14 protein-coding genes and 1 pseudogene are annotated in these 16901 nt (G+C 64.1%); 5 read left to right on the top strand and 10 right to left on the bottom strand.

Translation table 11 applies throughout. From position 1 onward, the window contains the following. Positions 1-335: 335 nt before the first annotated feature. A complete protein-coding gene (locus ACUXVA_RS18995) occupies positions 336-1127 on the top strand; it encodes a Crp/Fnr family transcriptional regulator (RefSeq protein ID WP_445487512.1) in 792 nt (263 codons plus the stop codon). 212 nt (positions 1128-1339) lie between these two features. Continuing rightward, positions 1340-1996, top strand: a complete 657-nt coding sequence (locus ACUXVA_RS18990) for a Crp/Fnr family transcriptional regulator (protein WP_265078920.1) — start codon at positions 1340-1342, stop codon at positions 1994-1996. Between the two features lie 113 nt (positions 1997-2109). On the opposite strand, the gene ACUXVA_RS18985 is transcribed toward ACUXVA_RS18990, so the two are convergent. Further along, positions 2110-2268, bottom strand: a complete 159-nt coding sequence (locus ACUXVA_RS18985; protein ID WP_265083921.1) for a hypothetical protein — start codon at positions 2266-2268, stop codon at positions 2110-2112. Between the two features lie 437 nt (positions 2269-2705). Here ACUXVA_RS18985 and ACUXVA_RS18980 point away from each other — a divergent pair, with 437 nt between their 5' ends. The 3 genes from ACUXVA_RS18980 to ACUXVA_RS18970 all read left to right on the top strand — a co-directional run bounded on the left by ACUXVA_RS18980 (position 2706) and on the right by ACUXVA_RS18970 (position 6304). Beyond that, the gene (locus tag ACUXVA_RS18980; protein ID WP_265078921.1) at positions 2706-3188 is read left to right on the top strand and encodes a YaiI/YqxD family protein; all 483 of its coding nucleotides are present in this window, start codon (positions 2706-2708) and stop codon (positions 3186-3188) included. A 10-nt stretch (positions 3189-3198) separates the two neighbouring features. After that, positions 3199-5022, top strand: coding sequence for an ABC-F family ATP-binding cassette domain-containing protein (locus tag ACUXVA_RS18975; protein WP_445487509.1), 1824 nt, complete (start codon positions 3199-3201; stop codon positions 5020-5022). 202 nt (positions 5023-5224) lie between these two features. Next, positions 5225-6304, top strand: coding sequence for a D-TA family PLP-dependent enzyme (locus tag ACUXVA_RS18970; RefSeq protein ID WP_445487507.1), 1080 nt, complete (start codon positions 5225-5227; stop codon positions 6302-6304). Between the two features lie 357 nt (positions 6305-6661). Here ACUXVA_RS18970 and ACUXVA_RS18965 read toward each other — a convergent pair whose 3' ends face one another. The 9 genes and pseudogenes from ACUXVA_RS18965 to ACUXVA_RS18925 all read right to left on the bottom strand — a co-directional run bounded on the left by ACUXVA_RS18965 (position 6662) and on the right by ACUXVA_RS18925 (position 16795). After that, complete coding sequence (locus ACUXVA_RS18965; RefSeq protein WP_445487505.1) at positions 6662-7891, bottom strand: NAD(P)/FAD-dependent oxidoreductase; 1230 nt, start codon at positions 7889-7891, stop codon at positions 6662-6664. A 107-nt stretch (positions 7892-7998) separates the two neighbouring features. Beyond that, a complete protein-coding gene (locus ACUXVA_RS18960) occupies positions 7999-8916 on the bottom strand; it encodes an SDR family NAD(P)-dependent oxidoreductase (RefSeq protein ID WP_265078923.1) in 918 nt (305 codons plus the stop codon). 11 nt (positions 8917-8927) lie between these two features. Further along, complete coding sequence (locus tag ACUXVA_RS18955) at positions 8928-9389, bottom strand: MaoC family dehydratase (RefSeq protein ID WP_265078924.1); 462 nt, start codon at positions 9387-9389, stop codon at positions 8928-8930. A gap of 100 nt (positions 9390-9489) precedes the next feature. Then, the gene (locus tag ACUXVA_RS18950; protein WP_445487502.1) at positions 9490-11226 is read right to left on the bottom strand and encodes an AMP-binding protein; all 1737 of its coding nucleotides are present in this window, start codon (positions 11224-11226) and stop codon (positions 9490-9492) included. 103 nt (positions 11227-11329) lie between these two features. Then, positions 11330-12217, bottom strand: coding sequence for a 3-hydroxyisobutyrate dehydrogenase (gene mmsB / locus ACUXVA_RS18945; protein ID WP_445487500.1), 888 nt, complete (start codon positions 12215-12217; stop codon positions 11330-11332). A 30-nt stretch (positions 12218-12247) separates the two neighbouring features. Beyond that, entirely contained in the window at positions 12248-13339 is a 1092-nt protein-coding gene (locus tag ACUXVA_RS18940; protein WP_265078926.1) for an enoyl-CoA hydratase/isomerase family protein, read from the bottom strand. Continuing rightward, positions 13336-14484: an isobutyryl-CoA dehydrogenase gene (locus ACUXVA_RS18935; protein ID WP_445487498.1), complete on the bottom strand. Its 1149-nt coding sequence runs from the start codon at positions 14482-14484 to the stop codon at positions 13336-13338. The genes ACUXVA_RS18940 and ACUXVA_RS18935 overlap by 4 nt, the downstream gene beginning before the upstream one ends. Positions 14485-14499: 15 nt before the next feature. After that, positions 14500-15996 (bottom strand): CoA-acylating methylmalonate-semialdehyde dehydrogenase, encoded by a 1497-nt coding sequence (locus tag ACUXVA_RS18930; protein ID WP_445487496.1) that lies wholly within the window; start codon positions 15994-15996, stop codon positions 14500-14502. A 150-nt stretch (positions 15997-16146) separates the two neighbouring features. Next, positions 16147-16795: pseudogene (locus ACUXVA_RS18925) on the bottom strand (TetR/AcrR family transcriptional regulator). Positions 16796-16901: the final 106 nt, after the last annotated feature.

Genomic DNA, 16901 nt, shown 5'->3' with positions numbered 1-16901 from the left:
GTCGAGAGATACTTTGAATCCGGATCTGAAGGCGCATTGCGTTCGAATGGCGCGCGTTTGGAATGACCATGCCGCATTTGGGCCGGTCAATGAAACCGCACCGCACTCTCGTTTGTGGCATTGACGTGCTGGACGTCTCGACCGGCAGAACCGTGGCAGAGCTGCATTCCCTTGTTGGCTGTGAGCACCGTTCATCTGGCGAAACCCGATGGAACCCGTTCAATGACCAGTTTTGCTCACAGGCGATTGGGTTGTCGGTCTAAAGTAAGCAAGAGCGACCCAGGGCTGCGTCGATTGTTCGGCGATGAGAACGGCGTGGGCGACCGCTAAACCGAATGGCCGGATCATTGGATAACGAGCAAACGCTTCCGTCAGTGTGGACCAATCAATTGCTCGGCGCCCTGGAGCCGGACAGCCGCAAACGCATTGACCCTCATCTGGAGCCGGTCGAATTCAAGCTGGGCGAGATGGTCTGCGACGCCGGCGGCTATCTCAAGCACGCTTACTTTCCACAAGGTTCAGTTCTCTCCCTGTTGACGGTGCTGGAAAATGGCTCCGCGATTGAGACCGCTAATATCGGGCGGGAAGGTGCCTTCGGCCTGTTTGCCGCGATGTACAGTCGCGTTTCGTTCAATCGATGCATCGTTCAGCTTGACGGACATACTGTTCGTTGTCCGATACAGCCGCTGCAATATGAGTTCAAGAACAGCGAGCACGTCCGCGATCTCTTTGTGAGCTATTCCGAAACGCTGCTGTCACAGATCCAGCAGACGGTTGCCTGCAATGCCATGCATACGACGGAGGAAAGAATGTGCCGGTGGCTTCTGATGATGCACGATCGGGCCGGAAATGAAGCGCTGCCCTATACCCACGAGTTCCTGTCGCACATCCTCGGTGCCAACCGAAAGTCTGTGACGCTCGCTGCGCAGTCAATGCAGAACGCCGGCCTTATCAGCTATCGCCGGGGCAGGATGCAGGTGCTTGACCGCGCGGCGCTGGAAGAGGCGTCCTGCGAATGCTACGCCATCGTTAAGGAGCGTTTCGATGCCTTTCTGAACCCGCCATCGACGGCCGTACAAGGCCACAATAGGGGGCGAAGCAAGAGCAAACCTGGCCGGATGGGCTGAGAGCGCTTCACAGTTCCCATGAGCCCTGGCAGCTCACATCCAGCGTACAGATCGACATGACGCGAGACCGGGAATGCCCGGAGCGATTGCGGTAAGTGTAGTTCTGTCGGGAACCGGATACGGTTTAGGCTATTGGTTCACTATCACCGTCCCGCCATTGGCAATATATCGGTGACTGAGAGTATTGTGCTCCCGCCACGGAGGAGAGCGCCATGAAAGTAGCTCAGCCAACATTTTTGGCCCAGCCGAATGAGTCAAGCAAATTGCTAATAAAATGGGGAGTTGGGAAGACCACCAAGGATTATCAAAAAAACCAGAATATCTTTGTCCAGGGCGAGGATGCCGATACGCTCCTGTTCATTGAGAAGGGTCGCGTAAAAATTGCGGTTACGTCCAGCCAAGGCAAAGAGGCTGTCGTTGGAATATTGGACGAAGGGCAGTTTTTTGGCGAGGGATGTCTGCAGGGCACGTCGGCGAGGACCGTGACAGCGACAGCCCTTGGCGTTTGTCGCGTGACCGAAATTTCGAAAGATTCAATGCTTTCCGCCATGCGGGATCAGCCGCAAATTTTCAATCTGTTCATGGACCATCTGCTGACTAGAAACAGTCGAATTCAGGAAGATGTCGTTGATCAACTCCTCAATTCGAGTGAAAAGCGGCTTGCCCGATTGCTGCTTCTTCTAGCAAACTACGGGAAAGAAGGAAGTCCGCCTATCGTTCCCATCGTGATCAATCAGGAGACTCTAGCGGAGATGATAGGCACGACGCGATCACGTGTAAGCTTCTTCATGAACAAATTCCGCAAATTGGGATTCATCGATTACAATGGGAAAATAGATGTCCACCCAGCACTCCTGAACTCGACATGACCACTCGCAGATGAGGCGCCGAAGCCGATTGTCGCAGAGGACGGGTCACAAGCAGAAAGCGGCGTGTCCACGAGTTTTATAGCGGGAGATCATCCGGGCTACCCCTGCCGGGACTACACCGCCGCTTCCCGCGGTTGATAGATCGCCACGTGCTGGCAATGCGTCACAGGCGCCGTGCCATTCGCGAAGATAAGAGCGTCGAGTTCGACGAAAAGGTGGCCCTTCTTCTCGTAGCGGGAGGTGACGCGGGCGCGGGAGAAGAGCAGCGACATCCGGGGCTCCCAAGTTAATCATCCCGGATGTCGCTTCGCTCATCTGGCTACGTCAGCTGCGTCAAGGCTTTAGACTAGTGATGCGGCTCCCCGCGGGGCGCCGACGTAATTGGCTTTTGCTTGGCAGTGGCTGGACGCTTTTCCGCCCCCTGGCAACCGCCGCCGTCCGTAACGACCCCGGATCTGCGTCGCACCACGCCGCAGCGCGGCGTATTGCGACGCGTCCGGGAACGAGACTGAGGTTATTGGCGGTGTTTGGCAGCCTACAGCGGCTCCATCAGGCAGATTCGGAGGTTTTCGCCCCATTTCCTCCCGAAATCTGCAATATCTTTTGTTCGCAGCCGCACAAAATGCTACGCCTCGCCGGAGCCGCGGGTTTGTCCGTGCGGCCTGCCCCCTGACCAGGCTGACCGACCCCTTTGAGCAACAGCAATCCCTTGAGCACCCGAATCTACATCGATGCCGACGCCTGCCCGGTCAAGGACGAGATCTACAAGGTTGCCGCACGCCACGGTCTGCCGGTGAGCGTGGTGGCCGGCCAGTTCATCCGGATACCGACCGATCCCTCGATCGAGCGGATCGCCGCCGGGTCCGGCATGGACGCCGCCGACGACTGGATTGCGGAGCGCGCCGGAAAGGGCGATATCGTGGTCACGTCCGACGTGCCGCTGGCCAGCCGCTGCGTGAAGGCCGGCGCCGAGGTGATCGCGCCGAACGGCAAGCCGTTCTCGGAAGCCTCCATCGGCATGACGCTGGCGGTGCGCAACCTGATGACCGACCTGCGCTCGTCCGGCGAAGTCACGGGCGGACCCAAATCATTCTCGCCGCGCGATCGCTCGGCGTTCCTTTCGGCATTGGATCAGACGATCCGCCGTATCCAGCGCGCCCAGGCCTCCGCGCCCGCGCCGAAACCAGATTGAAGCGAATTCCATGGCTCCTCCGCTGATCCAGTTGAAAGACATCACGCTGACCTTCGGCGGCACGCCGCTCCTGAACGGCGTCGAACTGTCGGTGTCGCAGGGCGAGCGCGTCTGCCTGATCGGCCGCAACGGCTCCGGCAAGTCGACCCTGCTGAAGATCGTCGCCGGCCAGATCGACTGCGACAAGGGCAGCCGCTTCGTGCAGCCCGGCTCGACGGTGCAATACCTGCCGCAGGAGCCGGATTTTTCGGGCTTCGCCACCACTTTGGCCTATGTTGAAGCCGGCATGGGCGACGGCGACGACCATTACCAGGCACTGTACCTGCTGGAGCAGCTCGGCCTCACCGGCAACGAGGACCCCAGCAACCTGTCCGGCGGCGAAGCGCGCCGCACCGCGCTGGCCCGCGTGCTGGCGCCGGAGCCGGACATCCTGCTCCTCGACGAGCCGACCAACCATCTCGACCTCACCACCATCGAATGGCTGGAAGGCGAACTGGCCTCGCGGCGCTGCGCGCTGGTGATCATCAGCCATGACCGCCGCTTCCTCAGCAACCTCTCGCGCGCCACCGCCTGGCTCGACCGCGGCCAGATCAAGCAGATCGACCGCGGCTTCTCGGCCTTCGAACAATGGCGCGACGACATCCTGGCCGAAGAAGAGCGCGACCAGCACAAGCTCGACCGCAAGATCGTCAACGAGGAACACTGGCTGCGCCACGGCGTCTCCGGCCGCCGCAAACGCAACGTCAAGCGGCTCGGCAACCTGCATGCGCTGCGCGAACAGCGCCGCGACTATCGCGGCGTCGCCGGCAGCGCCAACCTCGCGGCCTCCGAGGCCGACAAGTCCGGCAAGCTGATCGTCGAAGCCAAGGGCATCTGCCGCACCTATGGCGACCGCAAGATCGTCGACGACTTCTCGATCCGCATCCAGCGCGGCGACCGCATCGGCGTGGTCGGCCCCAACGGCGCCGGCAAGACCACCATGATCAACATGCTGACCGGCGGCGAGCCGCCGGATTCGGGCACCATCCGCTTCGGCGCCAATATCGAGATGGCGACGCTGGACCAGCACCGCGAAAGCCTGTCGCCGAAGACGACGCTGGCGGAAGCCCTGACCGGCGGCCGCGGCGACCATGTCATGGTCAACGGCACGCCGAAGCATGTGGTCAGCTACATGAAGGACTTCCTGTTTTCGCAGGAGCAGATGCGCACGCCGCTGGAAGTGCTGTCCGGCGGCGAACGCGGCCGGCTGATGCTGGCGCGCGCGCTGGCAAAACCCTCCAACGTGCTGGTGCTGGACGAGCCGACCAACGATCTCGATCTGGAAACCCTCGACGTGCTCGAGGACATGCTCGGCGACTACGAGGGCACCGTGATCCTGATCAGCCATGACCGAGATTTCTTGGACCGCGTGGTCACTTCGGTGATCGTGCCGGAAGGCAACGGCAAGTGGCAGGAATATGCCGGCGGCTACACCGACATGCTGACCCAGCGCGGCGCCGACCTGAAGCGCGAGGCCAAGACGGCGGCAGACGCGGTGTCGGCCAAGAGCGGCGGCGGCAAGTCCAATGGCGCGGCGGCCAAGCCTGCGGCGAAGAAGAAGATGAACTTCAAGGACAAGCACCTGCTCGATACGCTGCCGAAGGCGATTTCCGGCTTCCAGGCGGAAATCGCCAAGCAGCAGCGCCATCTCGACGATCCCAATCTCTACAAGAAGGATCGCAAGAAGTTCGACACCGTGTCGGCGGCGCTGGCCGCGGCGCAAAAGGGGCTGGCCGAAGCCGAGGAAAAATGGCTGGAGCTGGAAACGCTGCGCGAGGAGATCGAAAACGCGTGAGCTTGTTGCCCATCCTTCGAGGCTGATATGACAGCGCTAACGCGCTGTCATATCAGCACCTCAGGATGACGGGGAGTTTGTGGTGACGTTTATGAAGATCGCTCAAACTTCAAAGAAGCCGTCATCCTGAGGTGCGCGCACTTGCGCGCCTCGAAGGACGACGGCGAAGCGCTGTAGTAGAATTGATCGATCGGAGTTCACCATGACCACCCCCCTCGCCGCCCTCATCGCCCGCGACTATAGCACGCCGGCCCTCGTCATCGACATGGACCGCGTCGAGGCCAACATCGCCCGCATCCAGGCGGTGTGCGATGCCGCCGGCGTGGCCAACCGGCCGCATATCAAGACCCACAAGAGCCCGGTGATCGCGAAGATGCAGATCGCCGGCGGCGCCAAGGGCATCACCTGTCAGAAGCTCGGCGAGGCCGAGATCATGGCGGATGCCGGGATTGACGACATCCTGATCAGCTACAACCTGATCGGCGACGAGAAGATGGCGCGCCTCGCGGCCCTGCAGGCCAGGGCGAAGGTAACCGTGGCCGCCGACAACGCCGTCGTTATCGCGGGCCTGACCAGGGCCGCCGCGATCTCCGGCCTGCCGCTCAATGTCGTCATCGAATGCGACACCGGCCGCAAGCGCGCCGGCGTCGAGACCCCTGCCGAAGCTATCGAACTGGCACGGCTGATCCGGGATTCCGACGGCCTCGTCTTTGCGGGCTTCATGCTGTATCCGACCGAAACCGGCTGGCCCGCCGCGCAAGCCTTTTTTGATGAAGCCCTGGCCGGCGTCCGCGCGCTCGGCCTCGAGCCGACGATTGTGTCCACCGGCGGCACGCCCAACCTGAAGAATGTCGGCTCGCTCAAGGGCGCCACCGAACATCGCTTCGGCACCTCGATCTACAACGACCGCATGCAGGTCGCGGCCGGCGTGGCGAGCTGGGACGACTGCGCGCTCAACGTCTATTCCACCGTGGTCAGCCGCGCCGGTCCCGACCGCGGCATTCTCGACGCCGGCTCCAAGACGCTGACGTCGGACACGGGCGGCCTCGATGGCTACGGCCTGATCCTCGAACATCCCGAAGCGAAGATCGAAAAATTCGCCGAGGAGCACGGCTTCCTCGACCTCACCCGCAGCAACACCCGCCCGGGTGTCGGCGACGTCGTGCGCATCGTGCCCAACCACGTCTGCGTCGTCGTCAACATGTTCGACGAGGTGGTAATGGTGCGCGGCAACGAGGTGATCGGCACGCTGCCGGTCGCGGCGCGGGGACGGCTGAAGTAGAGCTTCCATCGCGCGACACGGCGCGGGCTACGCTCGTGCGTCGGTTCGGACTGACACTCCGGCTGTCGTCGCCCGGCTTGACCGGGCGATCCAGTAGTCGCCGACGTTCATGATGTCTCCAGGCAGTGCGTCGCCGCGACGCCTGTGTTTACTGGGTCGCCCGGTCCTGGCGCGCGATTGCGCGCCTGGCCGGGCGATGACACCTGAGGCGCCCAGCGAAGCGAGGCCGTAGGATGGGTAGAGCCACCGGGTCGCGCACGGCGCGCCCGATGATAAACTCCGCGAAACCCATCAAACCAGCGACGCGGTGATGGGTTTCGCAATGTCGCGCTTTGCGCGACCATTGCTCTACCCACCCTACGCGAGCCACTTCAGCGCGCCCCTGCCCGCGGCGGCGCCCGTCGCGAACGATGCCTGCAGCAGATAGCCGCCGGTGGGCGCTTCCCAGTCGAGCATCTCGCCGGCGGCGAACACGCCGGGCAGTTTTGTCAGCATGTAGTCGGCATCCAACTCGTCGAACGCGATGCCGCCGGCCGACGAGATCGCCCGCGCGATCGGCGCGATGCCGGTGAGCGCGATCGGCACCGCATTGATCAGCCCGGCAAGGCTGGCGGTCGACAGCGCCGCCAGCGTCGTGCCTGACGCCATTGCCGCCTCTTGCAGCAGTCCGATGCCGACCGGCGACAGATGCACCGCCTTGCGCAGGAGGGTCGACAGCGATTGCTTGCCGCGCGATGCCGACAGTTTGGCGATCAACTCGCCGGCCTCCATGTCCGGCCGCAGCGCGACATTGAGCGTGGCCTTGCCACTGGCCACGACGGCGTCGCGCAGTGTCGCGGACAGCGCGTAGATCGCGCCGCCCTCGATGCCGGCCCGCGTGATCATCGCCTCGCCGCGCACCGTCTTGCCGCCGAATGACAGCGCCACGCTTTTCAGCGGATAGCCGGCAAAGCGGTTGCGGAACACATCCGACCAGGCGACTACAAAACCGCAATTGGCCGGCCGCAGCGGCGCGACGTCGATGCCTTTCGCTGCCAGCGTTTGCACCCATGCGCCGTCGGAGCCAAGCCGCGGCCAGCTCGCGCCGCCGAGCGCCAGCACCGTCGCCTTCACCGCAACGGCGCGCGGACCTTCCGGCGTCTGAAACATCAGGCGCCCGTCGTCGTCCCAGCCGGTCCAGCGATGGCGCAGCGCGAACTGCACGCCGGCCCTATCGAGCCGGCGCAGCCACGCGCGCAGCAGCGGCGACGCCTTGAACGCCTTGGGAAATACCCGGCCGCTGGAGCCGATGAAGGTCGGCTCGCCCAGCAGCTCGCTCCATGCCCGCAGCATGTCCGGCGGAAATCGCTCGATGGCTTCGGCCAGCCGCGGCATCGCGCCGCCGTAGCGCGCCAGAAACGCCGGCAGCAATTCGCTGTGGGTGAGATTGAGCCCGCCGCGCCCGGCCATCAGGAACTTGCGGCCCGCCGACGGCATCGCATCATAGACGGTGACGCGCGCGCCGCCCTGCGCGATCACTTCCGCGGCCATCAACCCGCCCGGGCCTGCGCCGATCACCGCGACGTCGTTTGTGGAAACTTCCGTCACGCTGGTTGTCCGTTCAATTGCCGCAAGTCCAATCGATCGACGAAAGCGCCTCGACGCGCCGCTTCTTCACCTCTCCCCGCTTGCGGGGAGAGGTAAGAAAGGGCGATCTATGCCTTGGCCTTGATCCGCGCTTCGGCCTGCGTGCAGTATTTCGCGGTCTGCTGGAACGCGCCGTCCAGGACCTTGGCGCCGGACATATCGCTGATCTCGGCGAAATGCGCAGCGATCGTGTCCGGCGACCAGTCGGCCTCGGCGAAATTGACGCCTTCGCTTTCCAGCAGCTTGATCACTGCGAAGGAGCCGGCGCCAGCGCCCATGATGGTCTTGGTCGGCGCGTTCTCGCTCAGCAGGTATTGCACCGCCGGCGTGATCGCCTCCGGCTTCATCAGCGCCAGCGCCTGCGGCGGCAGCAGCTCTTCGGTCATCCGCGTCGCCGCGGTCGGCGCTATCATGTTGACGCGAATGTCGGTCTTGCGCCCCTCCTCGGCCAGCACGTTCATCAACCCGACCATGCCGGTCTTGGCCGCCCCGTAATTGGCCTGGCCGAAATTGCCGTACAAGCCCGACGCCGACGAGGTCAGCACGATGCGACCGTAGTTGCGCGCGCGCATGCCGTCCCACACCGCCTTGCAGCAGTAGAAGGTGCCGGTGAGATGCACATCGAGCACTTTGGCGAAATCCGCGATCTCCATCTTGGCGAACGACTTGTCGCGGAGGATGCCGGCGTTGGCACACAGCAGATCGACGCTGCCGAGATCGGCCGTCGCCCGATCGACCATGGCGGTGACCTGCTCGAAGTTCGAGACGTCGGCGCCGTCGGCAATGGCGACGCCGCCGAGGCTGCGGATCTCCTCGACGACGCGCTCCGCCGCGGTCATCGAACCGCCGGTGCCATCACGCGCCCCGCCGAAATCGTTGACCACGACCTTGGCGCCACGACTTGCGAGGCCCAGCGCATGCGCCCGGCCCAGTCCATTTCCCGCACCGGTGACGATGGCGACGCGGCCGTCATATCTGATGGTCATGAAAGCGTTCCTTACACGAAGTACGTCAGGGCCAGCCAGTCGGCAACCAGCGCCGGCTTGGTCTCGCCTTCGATCTCGACGCTGACGCCGACCCGGGTGAACATTTCCTTGGGCTTGCGCATGGTCGCCTCCTTGAGCGTGAAATGACCGCGCACGCGAACGCCGGATTTGACCGGAGAGACGAAGCGCAGCTTGTCGAAGCCGTAATTGATGCCCATCGCCACGTCGCTCAATTTCGGCAGGGCCTCGTAGGAAAATACCGAGATCAGCGAGGTCGTGAGGAAGCCGTGCGCGATGGTCGAGCCGAACGGTGTCGCCTTGGCACGGGCCGGGTCGACATGGATGAACTGGTGATCCTCGGTGGCGTCGGCGAAGACGTCGATCCGCTTCTGATCCACCAGATGCCATCCGGAAACGCCAACCTCCTTGCCGACCAGGTCCAGATACGCGCCGCGCTCGATCGTAGAATTCATGCCGTCCTCGCTTGTTTGAGGCCGCACATTCCACAGCGGAGCGGCCTTCGCCAAGCGAAATTTGTGCGGTGCGGCCATGCAATGGCCCCCGATTTCCCCCTCAGCCGTCCGATGCGCCGGTGGCACGGGCCGCCTGCAGTTCCGGAAAATCCTCCTCGCGGAACTCAAGGCCGCGCAGCGCGTCGTCGCGATTGTCGTCATGTTCGAGGCGGCGCAGCCGCACGCGGCGGATCTTGCCGGAAATGGTCTTCGGCAGTTCGCTGACGAGTTCGATCCGGCGGATGCGCTTGAACGGCGCAAGGCGATTTTGCAGGTGCCGGAAGATCGACAGGGCCGTCGCCGCCGAGCGCTCGGCGCCCGCGGTGAGCAGCACATAGGCTTTCGGAATCGCCAGCCGGATCGGATCCGGGCTCGGCACCACGGCGGCCTCGGCCACCAGATCGTGCTCGAGCAAGATGCTCTCCAGCTCGAACGGGCTGATGCGATAATCGGAAGATTTGAACACGTCGTCGGAGCGTCCGACAAAGGTCAGATAGCCATCGTCGTCGGCGAACACCACGTCGCCGCTGCGATAGATCGCGCCGTCGGCGCCGCTCAGGCTGCCGTCGTCGTTGCGATAGCCGCGCATCAGTCCGGCAGGCCGATCGGCCCCCAGCAGCAGGCTGACCTCACCCTCCTTCGTCGGCTGGCCGTCGACGTCGGTGATGGCGATGCGATAGCCCGGCAGCGGCCGGCCCATGGAGCCGATCTTGACCGGCTGGCCCGGCGAATTGCCGGCCAGCGCCGTGGTCTCGGTCTGGCCGTAACCGTCACGGATGGTCAGGCCCCAGGCCGCGCGCACCTGATCGATCACTTCCGGATTGAGCGGCTCGCCGGCGCCGCAGACCTCGCGCAGCGACACCTTGAAGGTGGCGAGCTTCTCCTGGATGAACAGCCGCCACACGGTCGGCGGCGCGCACAAAGTGGTGACGCCGCAGCGGCCGATGGTGGCGAGCAGTCCGCGCGCATCGAAGCGCGGCTGGTTGACCACGTACACCGTGGCGCCGGCATTCCACGGCGCAAACAGGCAGCTCCAGGCATGCTTGGCCCAGCCCGGAGAGGAGATGTTGAGATGAACATCGCCCGGCTGCAGGCCGAGCCAGTACATGGTTGACAACCCTCCGACCGGATAGCTGCGCTGGCTGTGCAGCACCAGTTTCGGTTTCGCCGTGGTGCCGGAGGTGAAATACAGCAACATCGGATCGTCCGGCCCGGTCGGGGCGTCCGGCACAAACGTCTCCGGAAACTCCGCGGCTTGCTCGAAGGCCAGCCAGCCGTCCACAGGCGACGACGCACCGGCAACGATGCGGATGAGGTTCTCGCCGCCGCGGTCGACAAATTTCGCGGTCTGGTCCGGCGACGCCACCACGACCTTCGCCTGCCCGCGGTCGAGCCGATCCTGCAACTCATCGGGCGTCAGCAGCGTGGTCGCCGGGATCACCACGACGCCGAGCTTCATCGCCGCCAGCATGGTCTCCCACAGCGGCACCACATTGCCGAGCAGAAGCAACAGATGATCGCCGCGCTTCAGCCCGAGCCCGCGCAGGAAGTTCGCGACCTGGCTGGAGCGCCGCGACAGCGTGGCGAATGACAGCTTTGTCTCGCGGTTGCCGCCGGCATCGACGATCCACAGCGCCGCCCGATCCTTGCTGTCGGCATTGACAGCCAGCTCCGCATCGAACCAGTCCAGCGCCCAGTTGAACGGAACTGGATCGGGCCAGCGGAAGCATGCGACCGCGGCGGCGTAGTCGGTGCGGTGTTCGAGCAGAAACGCGCGGGCTTGCTGGAAGGTGGTCATGTCATGAGCCTCTTGAATTATACTTCACAACAAACACCGCCGTCATCCTTCGAGGCTCGCCGAAGACGGCGAGCACCTCAGGATGACGGCACCGAGCATGATGCTACTTCCCCGCCAGATCCCGAATCTGATGAATAATCCCCGAAAAATCCTCACCGCCATGGCCGGCCTTCTCGTAGGTCTCATAGATACTCTCGGCGTGTGCCCCCAGCGGCGTCGCCGCCCCCGCAGCTTTCGCAGCCTCCTGCGACAACCGCAGGTCCTTCAGCATCAAGGCTGCGGCGAAGCCGGGCTTGTAGTCGTTGTTGGCGGGCGACGCCGGCACCGGGCCCGGCACCGGGCAATAGGACGTCAGCGACCAGCACTGGCCCGACGAGGTGGAGGCCACGTCGAACAGCGCCTGATGCGACAGGCCGAGCTTTTCGGCCAGCGCAAAGGCTTCGCTGACCGCGATCATGGAAATGCCGAGGATCATGTTGTTGCAGATCTTGGCGGCCTGCCCGGCGCCGGCGTCGCCGCAATGTACGATCTTCTTGCCCATGCCCTCGAGGATGGGCTTTGCCGCAGCAAAGGCCGCAGCCTCGCCGCCGGCCATGAAGGTCAGCGTGCCCGCCCTGGCGCCGCCGGTGCCGCCGGAGACCGGCGCATCGACCGATGGCAATTTCGCCTGCGCCGCCAGTTCATGGGATTTCCGCGCGCTTTCCACATCGATGGTCGAGCAATCGATCATCAGCGCCCCCTTGGCGACCGCAGGAATGATCTCGCTCCACACCGCCGCCACATGCTTGCCCGCAGGCAGCATGGTCACGACCACCTCGGCATCCTTGACTGCCGCGACGGCCGACGCCGCGATGGCGACACCGGCCGCCCGGGCAGCGTCGAGCGACGCCGGCACCAGATCGAATCCAGTCACCCTGTGGCCGGCCTTGACGAGGTTGGCGGCCATCGGGCCGCCCATGTTGCCGAGCCCGATGAATGCAATGCTGGTCATGTCCTGCCCTCGATTTTCTGTCTTGAGATTTCAGTTCGGGAACGTCAGTTCGTCAGCGCCGCGCGACTGGAAGTAGCGCGCGAGGATGTCCAGTGTCACCTGCTCAAGCCGCGCCGGCTGCCATTGCGGATTGCGGTCCTTGTCGATGACGGCGGCGCGAATGCCTTCGGGGAAGTCATGATTGACGAAGATCTCCAGCGCGGCGCGATATTCCCGCGTCAGGCATTCCTCGAGCGATGACGAGGCGCGCGCGTCGCGCAGCAGCTTCAGCGTCAGCTTCAGCCCGGTCGGCGACTTCTCGAGCATGGCCTGCAACGTCGCCTGCGCGAAGTCCGAGATCTCGTGCGCCAGCGCCGTCACGATCTCCTCGACGCTGTCGTGGCCGAACACCGCATCGATCCAGGCCTGATGCTGCGCAATCGGCGCCATGGCATCGGCGACGGCGAAACCGTCGATGATCGCCTGAACAGCGTTGCGGTCGGCCTTGGCCGGTGCCCTGGTCAGCGCCTCACGCAGCGCCGGCCAGTTCTCCGACGCCACCACGGCATCGGCGAGATGCGCATAGACCGCGTCCGCACCGGTCATGGTGGTGCCGGTCAGGCCGAAATAGGTGCCGACCTCGCCTGGCGCGCGCGATAAAAGCCAGGTCCCGCCGACATCGGGGAAAAAACCGATGCCGACTTCGGGCATCCCCATCTTCGTCCGGTCAGTCGCGATCCGCAGGCTGCCATGCGCCGCCAGCCCGACGCCGCCGCCCATGACCAGCCCGTCCATATAGGCCACATAGGGCTTGGAGAATGCCGCGATGCGCGCATTCAATATGTATTCCTCGCGCCAGAAGATCTTGCCGAGGTCGCCGCCTGCCTTCGCACTCTCGTAGAGGCCGCGAATGTCACCGCCGGCGCACAGCCCGCGCTCGCCGGCCCCTTCCAGCAGGATCAGCGCCACCTGCGGATCGGCCTCGAAGACATCCAGTGCGGCGACGATGCCGCGGGTCATCTCAAGCGTCAGTGCATTCAGAGCCTTCGGCCGGTTCAACCGGATCACGCCGGCGTTGCCTTCGCGCCTGACGATCAGATCGGGCTCGGGACCAATTGCAACTGCGGGGGAGGACGCCGTCATCGATTGCCTTCGATCAGTTTGCGCGCCACGATCAGCCGCATGATTTCATTGGTGCCTTCGAGGATCTGGTGCACGCGCAAATCGCGCACGATCTTCTCGATGCCGTATTCGCTGAGATAGCCGTAGCCGCCATGCAGTTGCAGCGCCTGGTTGGCGACCTCGAAACCGACATCGGTGCCGAAGCGTTTTGCCATGGCGCACAGCATGGTGGCGTCGACGTCGTGACGATCCAGCGCCGCCGCCGCTCGCCATACAAACGTCCGCGCCGCCTCAAGCTCGGTCGCCATGTCGGCGAGGCGGAACTGCAGCGCCTGGAATTCATCGAGCCGCTTACCGAAGGCCTTGCGTTCGCGCATATAGGCCAACGACTTGTCGAGCGCGGATTGCGCGCCTCCGAGCGAGCACGCGGCGATATTGATACGGCCGCCGTCCAGCCCGGCCATGGCAATCTTGAAGCCCGCACCTTCGTCGCCAAGCCGGTTGGCCACCGGCACCCGTGCATTGTCGAAGATCACCGCGCGCGTCGGCTGCGCGTTCCAGCCCATCTTGCGTTCGTTGGCGCCGAACGACAGTCCGGGCGTGTCGCCCTCGATGACCAGCGTGGAGATGCCGCGCGGACCGTCCTCGCCGGTGCGCACCATCACCACATAGAGCCCGCTCTGCCCTGCCCCCGAGATGAACTGCTTCTGGCCATTGAGAACGTAGTGGTCGCCGTCCACCGCTGCGCGCGTGCGCAGCGCCGCGGCGTCCGACCCGGAGCCCGGCTCGGTCAGGCAGTAGCTCGCCAGCAGTTCCATGGTGCACAGCCGGGGAAGCCACTTCTTGCGCTGCTCGTCATTGCCATAGGCGTCGATCATCCACGAGGCCATGTTGTGGATCGAGATAAAGGCCGACACTGTGGGACAGCCCCGCGCCAGCGCTTCGAAGATCAACGCCGCATCGAAGCGTTTCAGGCCGGAGCCACCGACATCCTCGCGGATATAGATACCGCCCATGCCGAGCGCAGCCGCCTCGCGCATCACATCGACGGGGAAGAACTTTTCCTCGTCCCATTTGAGCGCATGCGGCGCGATCCTGTCGGCGGCAAAGTCGCGCGCCATGTCACGAACGGCGAGTTGGTCTTCGTTCAGGGAAAACTGACTCACGACGCTATCCCGCCGCTAATTCATCGTCGGGATCGAGAACTCCGCGCCCTCCTTGACGCCGGATGGCCAGCGCGCGGTGACGGTCTTGGTCTTGGTGTAGAAGCGGATCGAATCCGGGCCGTGCTGGTTGAGGTCGCCGAAGCCGGACTTCTTCCAGCCGCCGAAGGTGTAGTAGGCAATCGGCACCGGGATCGGCACGTTGATGCCGACCATGCCGACATTGACCTTGGCGGCGAAATCGCGCGCAGCATCGCCGTCGCGGGTGAAGATGGCAACGCCGTTGCCGTAATCGTGGTCGGATGGCAGCGCCAAAGCTTCGGCGTAGTCGTGCGCACGCACCACCGACAGCACCGGGCCAAAGATCTCTTCCTTGTAGATCCGCATGTCCTTGGTCACATTATCGAACAGGCAACCGCCCATGTAGAAGCCGTTCTCGTAGCCCTGCATCTTGAAGCCGCGGCCGTCGACGGCCAGCTTGGCGCCTTCCTTGATGCCGACCTCGACATAGTCCTTCACGCGCTCCAGCGCGGCGCGGGTCACCAGGGGACCGAAGTCGGCCGACGGATCGGTGGACGGGCCGATCTTCAGCGCCTCGACGCGCGGGATCAGCTTTTCCATCAGCCGGTCGGCGGTCGTCTTGCCGACGGGCACCGCCACCGAGATCGCCATGCAGCGCTCGCCGGCCGAACCATAGCCGGCGCCGATCAGCGCATCGACGGTCTGGTCCATATCGGCGTCGGGCATGATGATGGCGTGGTTCTTGGCACCGCCGAAGCATTGCGCGCGCTTGCCTGTCGCGGCGGCGCGCTCGTAGATGTATTGCGCGATCGGTGACGAACCGACGAAGCCGACAGCCTTGATATCGGGGTCGTCGAGGATGGCGTCGACGGCTTCCTTGTCGCCGTTGACGACATTCAGAATCCCCGGCGGCAGGCCGGCCTCCATCATCAGCTCCGCCAGCATCATCGGCACGCCGGGATCGCGCTCGGACGGCTTGAGGATGAAGGCGTTGCCGCAGGCGATGGCCGGTGCGAATTTCCACATCGGGATCATCGCCGGAAAGTTGAACGGGGTGATGCCGGCGACCACGCCGAGCGGCTGGCGCATCGAATAGATGTCGATGCCGGGTCCTGCGCCCTCGGTGTATTCACCCTTCATCAGATGCGGCACGCCGCAGGCGAACTCGACCACTTCAAGACCGCGCTGAATGTCGCCCTTGGCATCCGGCACGGTCTTGCCATGCTCGCGCGCCAGAAGATCCGCCATCTTGTCGTAGTCGCGTTGCGCCAGTTCGAGGAACTTCATCATCACGCGGGCACGGCGCTGCGGATTGGTGGCGCCCCAGGCGACCTGCGCTTCGATCGCGTTCTCGACCGCGGCGCGCATTTCCGCTTTGGAAGCCAGCGCCACCTGGGCCTGAACGTCGCCGGTCATAGGCTCAAACACGTCGGCAAAACGACCAGATGTGCCCTTGACCTCGCGGCCCCCGATAAAATGTCCAATCGAACGCATGCAATCCTCCCAACAACGGCTTTTCCGCATGTTGAGCAGTCTTTGCCGGCTTTGGAAAGGGGCTCCGCGCGGGACGGATTTGCGAAAATGCCGGGCCGGCACCGACACGGCTATCTGCGACCAAAGTCGCAGGCGATGCCGTCAGCAAGCTCAGTGCTTCGCGGCGCCTGACGTCTTGGCTGCAGCCTTCTTCGCCGGCTTTTTCGACGCAGCCTTCGTTGCGGGCGACGGGCCCAGCACGGCCTCGCGGCCTGCGGCGAGGATCTCTTCGGAGAACTCGCCGGAGCCGGCGATCCGTGCCAGCACCAGCGTTCCCATCATGGTCGCGAGCGACGCCATGGCCCGCTTGCGCGCCACTTTGGGTGTCGCATCCCCGATCTGCTCGGACAGCATTCCGATCATCTGTTCCAGCTTGGCCGCAAAGGCCTTTCGGGTCTTCGGGCTCTCGCGGGCGATTTCCGCGCCAAGCGCCGGCACCGCGCAACCGTGGCCGGGATTGTCGCGATGCTGCGGCGACAGGTACGCATCCACAATGGTGGCCAGCCGATCGTCGGGCGACGTCTGGCCGGCAAGATGGCGCCAGCGATCGGTCGAGCGATCCATGGCATAGGCGAAGGCTTCGACGACCAGCGCCTCGCGCAGAATCGAAATGCGCATAAAAGCCGCCGTGGGTCAGGCCGGCGTCCTTCATCAGGTCGGCCACACCAATGCCGTGCGCGCCCCGTTCACGCAGCCGCACCGAAGCCTTCTTCACGATTCGCGCGTGGGTCTCGAGCTTGTGTTCCTTCGAATAGCGCATCCTGACTCCATACGATGTCTCAAACCGTACCACGGCATCTATCGCGTCGAAGAGCCCGGCAGCTCTGAAACGAGGCGGATTTTTGAGCGATTCCAGTAAACGGTAA

This window comes from Rhodopseudomonas sp. RCAM05734 (assembly GCF_052658035.1).
This window is presented reverse-complemented; position numbering and strand designations above follow the sequence as displayed.

Coding starts and splice junctions, on each gene's coding strand:
- ACUXVA_RS18995 (WP_445487512.1), top strand. CDS start 336: ATGGCCGGATCATTGGATAACGAGCAAACGCTTCCGTCAGTGTGGACC.
- ACUXVA_RS18990 (WP_265078920.1), top strand. CDS start 1,340: ATGAAAGTAGCTCAGCCAACATTTTTGGCCCAGCCGAATGAGTCAAGC.
- ACUXVA_RS18985 (WP_265083921.1), bottom strand. CDS start 2,268: ATGTCGCTGCTCTTCTCCCGCGCCCGCGTCACCTCCCGCTACGAGAAG.
- ACUXVA_RS18975 (WP_445487509.1), top strand. CDS start 3,199: ATGGCTCCTCCGCTGATCCAGTTGAAAGACATCACGCTGACCTTCGGC.
- ACUXVA_RS18970 (WP_445487507.1), top strand. CDS start 5,225: ATGACCACCCCCCTCGCCGCCCTCATCGCCCGCGACTATAGCACGCCG.
- ACUXVA_RS18960 (WP_265078923.1), bottom strand. CDS start 8,916: ATGACCATCAGATATGACGGCCGCGTCGCCATCGTCACCGGTGCGGGA.
- ACUXVA_RS18955 (WP_265078924.1), bottom strand. CDS start 9,389: ATGAATTCTACGATCGAGCGCGGCGCGTATCTGGACCTGGTCGGCAAG.
- ACUXVA_RS18950 (WP_445487502.1), bottom strand. CDS start 11,226: ATGACCACCTTCCAGCAAGCCCGCGCGTTTCTGCTCGAACACCGCACC.
- mmsB (WP_445487500.1), bottom strand. CDS start 12,217: ATGACCAGCATTGCATTCATCGGGCTCGGCAACATGGGCGGCCCGATG.
- ACUXVA_RS18940 (WP_265078926.1), bottom strand. CDS start 13,339: ATGACGGCGTCCTCCCCCGCAGTTGCAATTGGTCCCGAGCCCGATCTG.
- ACUXVA_RS18930 (WP_445487496.1), bottom strand. CDS start 15,996: ATGCGTTCGATTGGACATTTTATCGGGGGCCGCGAGGTCAAGGGCACA.